General features: G+C 46.7%; 9 protein-coding genes. 6 read left to right on the forward strand and 3 right to left on the reverse strand.

Going from position 1 to position 12,961, the window contains the following annotated elements:
* Positions 1–127: 127 nt before the first annotated feature.
* Positions 128–1,861, reverse strand: coding sequence for a DUF3352 domain-containing protein (locus QUA47_RS16775; protein WP_333431580.1), 1,734 nt, complete (start codon positions 1,859–1,861; stop codon positions 128–130).
* A gap of 136 nt (positions 1,862–1,997) precedes the next feature.
* Between QUA47_RS16775 and QUA47_RS16780 the strand changes: the two genes are divergently transcribed.
* The gene (locus QUA47_RS16780) at positions 1,998–2,123 is read left to right on the forward strand and encodes a hypothetical protein (protein ID WP_333285895.1); all 126 of its coding nucleotides are present in this window, start codon (positions 1,998–2,000) and stop codon (positions 2,121–2,123) included.
* A 138-nt stretch (positions 2,124–2,261) separates the two neighbouring features.
* Positions 2,262–2,441 carry a hypothetical protein gene (locus QUA47_RS16785; RefSeq protein ID WP_333431581.1) on the forward strand — a complete coding sequence of 60 codons (180 nt, stop codon included), beginning with the start codon at positions 2,262–2,264 and terminating at the stop codon, positions 2,439–2,441.
* A 9-nt stretch (positions 2,442–2,450) separates the two neighbouring features.
* Here QUA47_RS16785 and QUA47_RS16790 read toward each other — a convergent pair whose 3' ends face one another.
* On the reverse strand, positions 2,451–3,056 hold the full coding sequence (locus QUA47_RS16790; RefSeq protein ID WP_333431582.1) for a pentapeptide repeat-containing protein: 606 nt from the start codon (positions 3,054–3,056) through the stop codon (positions 2,451–2,453).
* A gap of 151 nt (positions 3,057–3,207) precedes the next feature.
* Between QUA47_RS16790 and purL the strand changes: the two genes are divergently transcribed.
* From purL to QUA47_RS16810, 4 genes are all read left to right on the forward strand, one after another.
* Positions 3,208–5,769: a phosphoribosylformylglycinamidine synthase subunit PurL gene (purL, locus tag QUA47_RS16795; protein ID WP_333431583.1), complete on the forward strand. Its 2,562-nt coding sequence runs from the start codon at positions 3,208–3,210 to the stop codon at positions 5,767–5,769.
* Positions 5,770–5,957: 188 nt separating this feature from the next.
* Complete coding sequence (locus QUA47_RS16800; protein WP_333431584.1) at positions 5,958–7,700, forward strand: bifunctional serine/threonine-protein kinase/formylglycine-generating enzyme family protein; 1,743 nt, start codon at positions 5,958–5,960, stop codon at positions 7,698–7,700.
* A gap of 868 nt (positions 7,701–8,568) precedes the next feature.
* The gene (gene purF, locus QUA47_RS16805; protein WP_333431585.1) at positions 8,569–10,035 is read left to right on the forward strand and encodes an amidophosphoribosyltransferase; all 1,467 of its coding nucleotides are present in this window, start codon (positions 8,569–8,571) and stop codon (positions 10,033–10,035) included.
* Positions 10,036–10,773: 738 nt separating this feature from the next.
* Complete coding sequence (locus QUA47_RS16810) at positions 10,774–11,859, forward strand: DUF3474 domain-containing protein (RefSeq protein ID WP_333431586.1); 1,086 nt, start codon at positions 10,774–10,776, stop codon at positions 11,857–11,859.
* Between the two features lie 410 nt (positions 11,860–12,269).
* Here QUA47_RS16810 and QUA47_RS16815 read toward each other — a convergent pair whose 3' ends face one another.
* Positions 12,270–12,860: a hypothetical protein gene (locus QUA47_RS16815; RefSeq protein WP_333431587.1), complete on the reverse strand. Its 591-nt coding sequence runs from the start codon at positions 12,858–12,860 to the stop codon at positions 12,270–12,272.
* Positions 12,861–12,961: the final 101 nt, after the last annotated feature.

Raw genomic sequence — 12,961 nt, forward strand, 5'->3', positions numbered from 1 at the left:
TCCTTCTTCCTTCTTCCTTCTTCCTGACATCCGTTACATCCGTTACAGAATCCGTTGCCGAACTTCCTTCTTCCTTCTTCCTGACATCCGTTACATCCGTTACATCCGTTACAGAACTTCCTTCTGACTAATTGAGCCGCATAAATATTGTAGCTTTGCGAATTCCTGCGATCTCTCCCGTACTGGTGACGGTGAGCGATCGCAAGTGGTCGAACAATGGTCTTGCCGAAAGTTCAATTAACCTCAACAGCGGGATTTGTTTTTCCCAAATTGCCCTGCTGGAGGGCCAGTCTAAATAAAAATAGCCGTCGTTAGATGGTGGCAGGGGTTCAATGCTGGTTTGAAAATCTTGATTGGCAACTAAAGAGCCTGTTTCTGCTGCTTCTAGTGCTGCGTCCATTGCTTCTACTGAGGTGGTGAAAATTTCGTATTTGCCGACGGTGGCTCGGACTCCTTTTGCCTCAGTTTCGAGCGCACTTTTTCTATTATTTTCTTTACCATAATTTGGACTTGTTGTCAACTGCGTCCAAGCGGTAATTTTCTGGTTTCTCAGACTGAAGCTGCCGATGCTGTATTCTTTGCTGCGGGCAATTTCATCGAGTTTGTCGATCGCCTTTTGGGAATCAGCAGATTTTTCGGCGGCGAAAATCCAGTCAGCACTATTTGACGAATTCGGAAGCACTGCTAAGGCGTATTCTCCTTGTACCCAGTCAAATATATCCTGCGGCAGGTTGACGCCCCAAAGTTGCTGAATATCTGCGAGAGTGCGATCGACTAATTTTGAGGCTTCAGGGTTAGCTGACACCGCAGATGACAAATCAGCCCAAAAATTCTTTAAATCGGTGCTGGCGACGGCGAAAGGACTGGCTGAGGGAATGTACTGCAAGGCTTGCACAGGTTCGGAGAGTGTGGGAGAAGCTGTGTTTTCTCGCGATGTCACTAAAGCAGTTTGAGCCAGCAATCCCCGTCGGTTGACTCCGACAGCAACTGCGAGAGAATTAAGAGAAACTTGGGGATTTTGCTCGGTTGCTGACTGCGGGAGATTGACAAATGCTAAAGCAATTCTGCCTTGAGTTAGCTGCTGCAAAGCTTTTTGATATTCCGGGCTATTATTGAGATTTAGAGTTGCTGCTTCAACGTTATTAATTGCATCTCGAAGCACATTCGGACTGTTGGCAAATAAAACAAAACTGGGGTTATTTCCAGAATTTGAACTGCCGCCGATGGCCGCTGTTGCGAAGCTACGCGGCAAAGTTGAGTTCGGCAGGGAAAACTGGTTGAAATGCGAAATTGTAGCGGATTTTTTGTTAGCTGTAAGCGATTTTTTGTAAGTTAGTTGGATGCCTTTATAGAGTTCTGACTGCACTGTTTTATCTGCCCGAGATTGTTTTCGCCAGTAGGAGTCGAGAAATTGTTGGCTGCGATCGATATTTTGGGAAGAAACGGCTAGCAAAAACCCACTTTCTTTGCCGTTGCTGCTGTCGCCATCCAAATCGGGCGTTGTGACGGCGAGAGTAATTTCGTCACCTATCCAAGGTTGGATATCTCGACTGTAATCCAGACCTGTATTGGCGAGGAAACTTTTTTTGATTTGCTCAAATTCTGCGTGCGATCGACTTCTTTCTTCGGGAGTGGCAAAAACTTGTCGCAATGCTTCGAGGCGATCGGGATTTACAAGCATTGATGCTAACAAAGGTGTTTGTTTCGAGACAAACACAGCCGCAGCCGGAGTAGTTGTCGGCCCGCCAGCGAGCAAATTCAGGGGAGTTTGAGTTGTCAGCCAGTAAAAACCGCCGGCACTGAAGCCTAAGAGCGCCAAAACGCCAGCAATGAGGAAAGAAAAGAACGATCGCAGCTTCATACAACAAGGACTAATGACCACAGTCTATTATTAACTAGAGTAGCGCATGACCCTAGCGGTCTGCAGATACTTTTTGTGCGGTTCGCAAAAGAAAAAGATAAACTAAAATATACTCAAGCTTTAAAACCTAAGTAAAATGCTAACAATATCAACGCCTCCCGAACAGCGAGTTTTACTCCTCAATATCAGTTGGCAGTTAATTGATATTATCAGCATTTCCTTAAATCAATTAGATTTATATGCAGATTTAGGCGTGCCATAAATTTGGCGGTACGACGGACGAAGGAGCGAGTTTTATCAATTACAAAATGGCGAATATGCCGAGTGAAAATTTCCCTGGCTTTCCCGATGCTACTCACATCTTGCACCATTCTCGATAAGCCTTCTATGGGCGGGCAGGATGGCCACCCCACAAGAAAATGCACTTGTTGTGGAACAGGCCGGAAAGCGTGTTCTGGAGAATGGTGCAAGATGTGAGATGCTACCGACTGCAAAAGTTGACGAATTTATCGATCGCTGTCAAACTACAGGGGCAACCGCAGCAGTGCGAGAATTCCGGGAATGGGTAAAAAATCAGTAATTGTGCAGTCTACCACCGCACTCCTCGCGCATCGGAAAAATCTGCATCTAGAACCGCCCCGGGATCGAATACAGCATCAGTTAAATCAGCTTTTCTAAACGACGTTATCGACAATTTTTCTATTTGTTCAACAGCGATAAAAAAGCCGATCGCCGTTAACCCAAGAATTACCCCAGAAACCAAAAATAAGACAATTCCCCGGATAGTATCCCCGCCCAAAAATGTCACAATACCGCTAGCCCCGATCGCGGCCGCAGCCCCAGCCACAGCCCCCGCCACAATCCCAGCCTCGCACCGAGTCGCAGCAATCGCCGTCGCAGCCGTTCCAGCCACCGCCACAGCCCCCGCATCCGCCCCGGCAATCAGTCCAGTCAAAGCCCCAGCCGCCGTCACTGTCACCGCTGTTACCCCAGCCCTAGCAATCAAATTTCTCACCCGCCTGCGGCTTTGTCCGGTTCTGACACCCTGAAAATTTGCCCCCCTCAAAATCGCCCCGGTGAAATTGCAGCCTCGAATGTCGCAACCGCTGAAATTCGCCCCTGACAAGTCAAGGCCTTTAAAAGAACGGTTCCGCAAGTTTTGGTTAGCAAAATTGAGATTTCGAGGTTGAGTCATTCGATTTTAGATTTTAGATTTTAGATTTTAGATTATAGATTTTAGATTAACAAACCCATTGCGCCTGGGATTTTAGATTTTAGATTGTAGATTTTAGATTAACCAAGCACAGGGCATTTAGAATAAAGCCTGTGGTTTATAACGACTTTCCATGTCTCCCATCTCCGAATCTCCATTTTCCCCCGAACAAATTGCCGGTGAAAGACTCACACCTGAAGAATATGAAGAAATCGTTCAGCGTCTAGGTCGCCATCCTAATAAAGCTGAATTGGGAATGTTCGGCGTTATGTGGAGCGAACACTGCTGTTACAAAAATTCGCGGCCGCTATTAAAACAGTTTCCCACAGAGGGCGATCGAATTCTCGTCGGGCCCGGAGAAAATGCCGGCGTCGTAGACTTGGGAGACGGCTTGCAACTCGCCTTCAAAATTGAATCCCACAACCACCCGTCAGCAGTCGAACCTTTCCAAGGTGCAGCAACCGGTGTCGGCGGGATTCTCCGCGATATCTTCACAATGGGTGCACGCCCGATCGCACTTTTAAATTCCCTGCGTTTCGGCAACTTAGACGATGCTAAAACTCAGAGATTGTTCAAAGGCGTAGTATCGGGAATTTCTCATTATGGAAATTGCATCGGAGTACCCACAGTTGGCGGCGAAGTTTACTTCGATCCTGCTTATTCCGGCAACCCATTAGTTAACGTCATGGCCTTGGGTTTAATGGAAACTCAAGAAATCGTTAAATCCGGGGCATCGGGAATCGGCAATCCCGTGCTTTATGTCGGTTCAACTACCGGGCGAGATGGCATGGGAGGAGCAAGTTTTGCCAGTGCAGAATTGACAGACAAATCAATGGACGATCGCCCCGCAGTCCAAGTAGGAGATCCATTTTTAGAAAAATCCTTAATTGAAGCTTGTTTAGAAGCATTCAAAACCGGTGCAGTCGTCGCCGCCCAAGACATGGGCGCGGCGGGAATCACCTGTTCCACATCAGAAATGGCAGCCAAAGGCGGCGTCGGCATTGAGTTCGATTTAGACAAAGTTCCCGTGCGAGAAAGCGGTATGGTTCCCTACGAATACCTGCTTTCGGAATCCCAAGAACGGATGTTGTTTGTTGCCCAAAAAGGACGCGAACAGGAATTAATCGATATTTTCCATCGCTGGGGATTGCACGCGGTAGTCGCGGGTACAGTGATCGAAGAGCCGCTCGTCCGAATTCTCTTTAAAGGCGAAATCGCTGCCGAAATTACCGCGACTGCTTTGGCAGATAACACGCCAATTTATCACCGAGAACTGTTGACAGAGCCGCCAGAATATGCTAAAAAAGCATGGGAATGGACGGCGGATTCGCTGCCACAATCCACAGTTAAAGGTATCGAAATTAACGGCACTTTCCAAACTTGGAATCAGATTTTGCTGACGCTTTTAGATACTCCCACCATCGCTTCTAAACGCTGGGTTTATCGCCAATACGACCATCAAGTGCAAAACAATACTGTGGTTTTACCGGGAGGTGCTGATGCTGCGGTTGTCAGATTGCGTCCGCTAGAACCTTGCCAATCTTCCCTTGCTAAAGGGCTAGAAGTACACCCCCTTGCTAAGGGGGATCTACTGAGAGAAAATGCTGTTTCTCTAGCTTCCGAAAGCAAACAGGAAGAAGAAGTAATTCCTCTATTTACAAAGGCACAAGGTAGGGAAACTCCAAAAGTTTCTCCCCCCCTTAGCAAGGAGGAAGCGCCCCTGGGGATTATTCCCGGAGTTGCTGCAACGGTTGATTGCAATTCTCGTTATGTTTATCTCGATCCTTATGAAGGTGCAAAAGCAGTCGTAGCGGAAGCAGCGAGAAACTTAAGCTGTGTAGGTGCTGAACCTCTCGCAGTTACGGATAATTTGAATTTTGGCAGTCCTGAAAAGCCTATCGGATATTGGCAGTTAGCGTCAGCTTGTCGCGGGATTGCTGATGCTTGTCGGGAGTTGGGAACGCCTGTGACTGGCGGCAATGTTTCTCTTTACAATGAAACTGTTGATGCCGAGGGAAATCCTCAACCAATTTATCCGACTCCGGTAATCGGAATGGTGGGGTTAATCCCCGATTTGACCAAGATTTCTGGCCAAGCTTGGCTAAAGAAAGGTGATTTAATTTATGTGCTGGGAATGGGGGAATCATCCCAAAACTCAGAACTTCCATCTGAAAGCTCAAAAATCGAAACTTCTCCTACTTTGGGATGTTCGGAATATTTAGCGGCAATTCACGGAATTGTAGCTGGGAAACCGCCAAGGATAGATTTTGAGTTGGAAAGAAAAGTGCAATCGGTTTGTCGCGATGGAATTCGGCAAGGTTGGGTAGGTTCTGCCCATGATTGTGCGGAAGGTGGAATTGCGATCGCCCTCGCGGAATGCTGTATCTCTGCTAAAATGGGTGCCGAAATCCATCTCAGTTTCAATTCGGCAAATGTCGGTCGCTGGGATGAAATTTTGTTTGGTGAAATGGGCAACTGCATTGTAGTTTCAGTGGCACCGAAAAATCAAGAAATTTGGGAGTCTTACCTGCAAGAACATTTGACCAAAATGTGGCAGAAAATAGGTTTAGTTTGCTGTGCTGAATCACCTTTGCGGGTTGTGAGTGCTGACAATCAAGTGTTAATTGAGGTGGCGATGGGTGATATGAGCGATCGGTTCTATAATGCGATCGAGCGTCGGATTGCATCTGTTTGATTGGGATTAAAAAACCCGGCGGTTGAAACCGCGTCTACACAGACGAAGCCCGCCTTCGCGGGTTAAGATTGGGATTAACCCGGCTATTTCTATCGCCGGGTTGAATTTCTGTGTCAATTCCCCAATCAACCGCCGTGTCAATCACCCAATTAATCTATACAATATAAACAATATCATTCCTAAAACAAATGATTTGCTGTATCAATCCCAACTGCGAAAAGCCTGACAACCCTGACGGACAAAGATATTGCATCAGTTGCGGCTTGGAACTCGTCCCCATCCTGCGAAACCGTTACCGCATGATAGGATTCCTCGGTAAAGGCGGCTTCGGCAGAACCTATCTAGCAGAAGATATTGACAAACTAAATCAACGCTGTGTCGTTAAACAATTAGCACCAAATTTCCAGGGGACTTGGGAGAGTAGCAAAGCGAGAGAATTATTTCAGCAAGAAGCCAGACAACTGCAACAGCTAGGACAACATCCCCAAATTCCATCCCTTGATGCCTACTTTGAAGAAGGCAACTATTTGTATCTCGTACAACAGTTTGTTGATGGGGATAATTTGTTGACGCTTTTGCAAAATCAGGGAATTTGGCAAGAAAACCAAGTTAAGCAACTCTTACTCGAACTTCTACCTGTTCTCAAGTTTATTCACGAACAAAAAATTATTCATCGAGATATCAAGCCTGAGAATATTATGCGCCGTCGCAGCGACGGTTTGTTAATGCTGATTGATTTCGGAGTTTCCAAACAGTTGTCGGGAACAGTGATATCGCGACAGGGAACGCAAATTGGTTCGCATGGTTATGCACCGCTTGAACAAATGCAAGGGGGTGAAGCTTATGCAGCAAGCGATTTGTTTAGCTTGGGGGTGACGGCTTTTCATCTACTGACGGGGGTACATCCTTATGGTTTGTGGACGGAACACGGTTATAGCTGGACTGCAAATTGGCAGCAACATTTGAAAAGTCCCATAGACAAGGGATTGGAATTGATTTTATCTAAGTTGTTGGCAAAAGATATCCAGCAGCGCTATCAATCAGCAGAGGAAGTTTTAATAGATTTTCAAAGTCAGTCAACGCCCAAAAATAGCATAAATTTACAAAAAATAGACTTTGAAGTGGTGACAGTTGATGCGCGGGGTAATATAACTAACCGCCAACAGCGTCAAGCACAATTTTTCAGGGAAAATTTAGGTAGCGGTGCAATCTTAGACATGGTAGCAATTTTTGGCGGCCGTTTCGTGATGGGTTCCCCCCATACGGAAGTAGGGCGCTCTGACAGTGAAGAGCCGCAGCGTACCGTTAATATCTCTCCTTTTTTTATGGGTAAATATCCAGTTACTCAAGCACAATATCAAGCGGTGATGGGGAATAACCCTTCTCATTTCAAAGGTTTTTTGAAAAGCAAACAACTCCCTGTAGAACAAGTTACCTGGAATGCTGCTGTGGAATTTTGCCGGAAACTTTCTCAAAAAACAGGAAAGACTTATCGTTTACCTGCGGAATCCGAATGGGAATATGCTTGTCGCGCCGGAACAACAATGCCTTTCTATTTTGGCGAGACAATTACCCCGGATTTAGTTAATTATGATGGCAATAATCCCTACGGTTCTGCGCCGAAGGGACTTTACCGCAAACAAACAACGGATGTGGGGAGTTTTCCGCCGAATCCGTTTGGTTTGTATGATATGCACGGGAATGTTTGGGAATGGTGTAGCGATAAATGGCATGATAACTACAATGGTGCACCGACTGACGGAAGTTCTTGGGAAACGGGCACAAATAATAACCGAGTGCGGCGTGGTGGTTCCTGGGACAACGATGCGGTCGATTGCCGTAGTGCCAATCGTAACTACGCCTCGGCGGATCTGAGGTGGGGGTACAGGGGTTTTCGCGTGGTGGTAGCTTCGCTTTCTTCCTCGTCCTAGTTTCCGGGTGGTGCGCGGGTTGAAGCCGTAGGGTGCGTCGCCCGAAACAATCTGCAAGTTCGATCGACAATTTCACAGCGACGCACCACAAATTAGTAACGTGCGTCGCCTGAAACAATCTGCAAGTTCGATCGACAATTTCACAGCGACGCACCCTACAAATTAAACTGAAAAACTTATCTGCTCCGTGCTATTGCCATAACTGGCCGCGCCAAAATAGACTTTACATGGTCGCACAGATTCCCATGATGATATAGTAGATCAATTTTATGAATAAGTCAAGCTCGATCGCGCTTAAATTCTAATATTTCAAAAAGCCAGTGAAGCAATTTTATAATTGATTTTCCATTACACTATCGCCTATTTCTTAGTCCCCCTCTGCTGGGACGAGAGTTTGACTCTTAAGCGATTTCAATAGACTGTTGGTGCCTTAAAAAATGGTTTCACCCCTCACCCCTAAAAATAGTGGAGCGAGAGTAAGTATTTAATTAACCATATAGCTATTAACTACCAATAGCGAACCCAAATGCTGCATTCCAGATGTGAGGGGTAACACCCTCCGCGATATTCGCCAACAATCTCTTTTAATCGCCTAATCGAGCGCCCGAGCGCGCCCCATCGATCGCGCCCCATCGATCGCCCGACCGCCCACAATTAATCAAGGTTAATATAGGATCAGGGGGCGATCGATACTACAATGCCATTAAACGCCGCATCGCTTCTGTCTGAAATGCTACACGACTTGGAAATAATGACAGATCCGTGGCAAGATTAAGGGAATGTTAAGTTATGCGACGCTTTCGCAAACAAGATTTCCCGCTGAAACTGTCCCCCTAACCCACCTTCCCCATTAGGAACCCACCCATCTATGATTCCCAACCATTCCTTCGCGGCTGACGAGCATTCTAACAAACCCGACAAGCCCGAGGAAGCTTGTGGCGTTTTCGGTATCTACGCACCGGGTGAAGATGTCGCCAAGTTGACCTACTTCGGTTTGTATGCTTTGCAGCACCGCGGTCAGGAATCAGCAGGAATTGCCACCTTTGAAGGTGAAAAAGTCCACCTTCACAAAGATATGGGACTGGTTTCCCAAGTCTTTAACGAATCGAGTTTAGGTCACTTGCCGGGTAACTTAGCCGTAGGCCACACTCGCTACTCTACTACCGGCTCGTCGCGGGTTGTCAACGCTCAACCTGTTGTCGTCCAAACCCGTTTGGGAAGTCTTGCTTTAGCACATAACGGGAATCTTGTCAATACCAAAGAATTGCGCGAAGAATTGCTGTCTCGGAAGTGCGAATTTGTCAGCACTACGGATTCAGAGGCGATCGCAGTGGCGATCGGTTCCGAGGTAGACAAGGGCAAAGACTGGCTGGAAGCAGCGATCAGTGCCTTTGGTATGTGCCAAGGAGCCTTTAGTTTGACGATCGCCACCCCCCAAGGCGTGATGGGAGTCCGCGACCCCCACGGCGTCCGCCCGCTGGTAATTGGCATCCTCCCCACAACTCCGGTACGATACGTTTTAGCATCGGAAACTTGTGGCTTGGATATTATCGGTGCTGAATTTTTGCGCGACGTAGAACCGGGGGAATTAGTTTGGATTACAGAGGAAGGTATGGCTTCCTTCCACTGGAGTCAGCAGCAGAAGCGCAAACTTTGTATCTTTGAAATGATCTATTTTGCTCGACCCGACAGCCAGATGGAAGGTGAAAGTTTGTACAGCTACCGGCTGCGGATCGGGCGTTTGTTGGCAGCAGAATCTCCGGCTGATGCGGATATAGTCATCGGCGTTCCCGATTCTGGAATCCCGGCGGCGATCGGCTTTTCTCAAGCTTCCGGCATTCCTTACGCCGAAGGATTAATTAAAAACCGCTACGTCGGGCGCACTTTTATTCAACCGACTCAGACAATGCGGGAGTCAGGAATCCGCATGAAACTCAACCCTCTCAAAGATGTGTTGGAAGGAAAGCGGGTAATTATTATCGACGATTCGATCGTGCGCGGTACTACCAGCCGCAAAATCGTCAAAGCCTTGCGGGATGCTGGCGCGACCGCAGTTCACATGAGAATATCCTCGCCGCCGGTGACTCATCCTTGTTTCTACGGTATCGACACCGACAATCAAGATCAGTTGATTGCTGCTACTAAGTCAGTCGCAGAAATCGGCGCCCAAATTGGGGTAGATTCTTTGGCTTTCTTGAGTTGGGATGGAATGCTGAGGGCGACTAACGAAGACCCGATGAGTTTTTGTTCGGCGTGTTTCACCGGTGATTATCCGATCGACGTTCCAGAAGTGGTAAAACGGTCTAAGCTCATATTAGAAAAAGCTGGAACCTAGAAAATCAAAAAGCGAGAAAGCGATCGCCCGTCACTTTCCCCAATTTATGGATTTTCAAGTTTTTCTGGTAAGTCATTGCCAGAATGTGTGTAGAAATGTTACATTAACTTAGCTTTAGCAGTTCTTGCAGAATTTGTGAACAGTAGTGAACAGTCGGTTGGGTAGAACTTGTGTGAAACCCAACACTGGGATTTTAGATTGGAGATTGCAGATTTGAGATTTGAGATCTGTCCTTCAATCTAAAATCGCCAATCTAAAATCGATGGTTTTTTCCTACACTCTCGTTCACAATTGCTGCTCGAAACGCTGTATGCTACCTGCAGACTGGAGGTAGTTCCTCCAGATGTCCACTCTCAGATGGAAGTCGCATTTCGCACCAACAACGGGCACATGAGATTTTTTCAGATAACAGGGTCGATCGCACTAATTTTTCCCACACAAGTATTCCACAAGCCAACTTGCTTGAGAATCGCGGACGGGCTGTTCATGCGAACTAAAGAACTTTAGGAACCCTTGCAGAGTAAAAATATGGCTCCTTGCAGTTTGAAGCAGTGACCTCACCTGCATAGGGATACAACCCCCCGACTCCTGTCCGGGAGAGCCAAAAAATTTAGATCTTAGTTAAGCCCCCAGATTCATCTGTGGAGTGAATCTAAAATCTAAAATCTAAAATCTAAAATCGATTGACTGTTACAAGGCGGAATGCGGTTTCTCAAGTCAGCTTAAATCGGAAACTTCGTGCAATCAAATACTGTTCTCAATCCCCCGAGCAATCAAGACTCGTCCTCTTGTACAACAGAGTTACCCTTTACTCTTCAAGATATCAAGGCAGCCATTCCAGCCCATTGTTTTGAACCCTCGGCATGGAAATCTCTGGCTTATTTCTTTTTAGATATTGGCATCATCGCAGGTTTGTATGCGATCGCCTACACCGTCGATTCCTGGCTGTTTTACCCAATCTTTTGGTTGATGCAGGGAACCATGTTTTGGGCATTGTTTGTAGTGGGCCACGACTGCGGACATGGTTCATTTTCTAAGAGCAAATGGCTCAACAACCTGATCGGACACCTCTCCCACGCTCCAATTCTCGTGCCCTTCCACGGTTGGCGGATTAGTCACAGAACCCACCACGCAAATACAGGCAGCTTAGATAACGATGAAAGCTGGTATCCGGTATCGGAGAGCAAATACAATCAAATGCCTTGGTACGAAAAGCTGGGACGCTTTTATTTGATGTTATTTGCCTATCCAATTTATCTATTTCGGCGATCGCCCGATCGGGAAGGTTCTCACTTCATGCCCGGTAGCTCGATTTTCCGTCCGTCCGAAAAATGGGATGTGTTGACGAGTTCCGCATCCTTGGTACTGATGGTAGCCTTTTTAGGCGCCCTAACCTATCAGTTTGGTTGGCTGTTTTTACTCAAGTTCTACTTGGTTCCCTATGTAGTGTTCGTGATGTGGCTGGATTTGGTAACATTCCTGCACCACACAGAAGCCGATATTCCTTGGTATCGGGGTAAAGATTGGTCTTTCTTGAAAGGTGCATTGTCTACGATCGATCGCGACTACGGAATCATTAATTCCATCCATCACGATATCGGCACCCACGTAGCCCACCACATTTTCTCGACAATGCCGCACTATCACTTGAAGGAAGCAACGGAAGCCATCAAGCCAGTGTTGGGCGATTATTATCGCAAGTCAACCGAGCCAATTTGGAAGAGCTTTATTCGCTCTTACTGGGATTGTCATTTTGTCTCGGATACAGGTTCTGGAGTTTACTACGAATCACCTCACAGTCGGCGATCGGCTGAAGTTAAGTAGCTTAAATAAACAATAGAATACGTAAAAACCCGCTTTCTTAAAGAAGCCGGGTTTTTCTTTTTTGCGCGTGTTTGATAATAAGATGTTTTACATTTAACCTGCATATTGGGGGCGGGCAAGATGCCCACCCCACAATAAATTTAATAGTTTTAAAAATGCAAACTAACTAAATGTTTTTTAGCTGAGCGTAGCCGCTGAACATAACACAATCAAAGAGGTTTGTAAGTTGTCACACGTTTAATCTATATACTTATTTTGATGGCAACTTTTGTGAGCCGTTGCTTCTAGCCCGCCCCAAAGATAAAAACTAAATGTAGTACAGCTTAGTGAGGACTTCAGTCCGAGCAAGCTTTATGAGGACTGAAGTCCTCAGTACCAACTTTATAACGGTTATTCTACCGGACATAATATTACAGATTGCCTTTAAGCCCGATCGCCGTGACAATAGTCCACGCATCTACCAACAGCAACAGCATCGTACATCCTAGCAAAATAAGATACATCCAAGGCTGCGACAAAGGGCGAACATCTCTAGTATCAATGCCTGTTTTTGCTTCCACCAAACCGACTAATTTAGCAAACCCAGCCACTCGCATTGGCAGCAAATAACCTTCTCCCGAATGACTCAAAAAATAGTAAACTAAACCTCCTTGACCGGTCGATCGAGGTTTGAGAGCTTTCACCTCAGTCCAAGGTAGCGACCAACCCTTGCGAAAAAAACGCGGAAACCATTTGGGATACGTGACTTCAATCCCTTCCTCGCTCAAAATTACCCTTTCACTGAGCACGCCGTACAGGCCCACAGCCCCGACAACAATTGCTGCCCAGAGTGCGGCGGGGGGAACGGGTGCTTTAGTTACTTCCGACAAAAACGGCAATGGAATTGTCAGGGCTGCGTACAAGCTCAACAGCGTGATTCTAATCAGGGGAGAAAGCCGGAATATCGCCGGCTCAAATACTGGGGCAGAAGATGGGGAAGAGGCGATCGGTTCTACTGACATGGATGAAATTCGAGAAGCTGTTTAATGATATTTTTGCACAGCTTTCGGGCCCGCTAACAAAACTCAGGGAAATACGAAAAACCGGACAATATTTGCAGTTG

Source organism: Microcoleus sp. MON2_D5, assembly GCF_036701905.1.
Lineage (GTDB): Bacteria > Cyanobacteriota > Cyanobacteriia > Cyanobacteriales > Microcoleaceae > Microcoleus.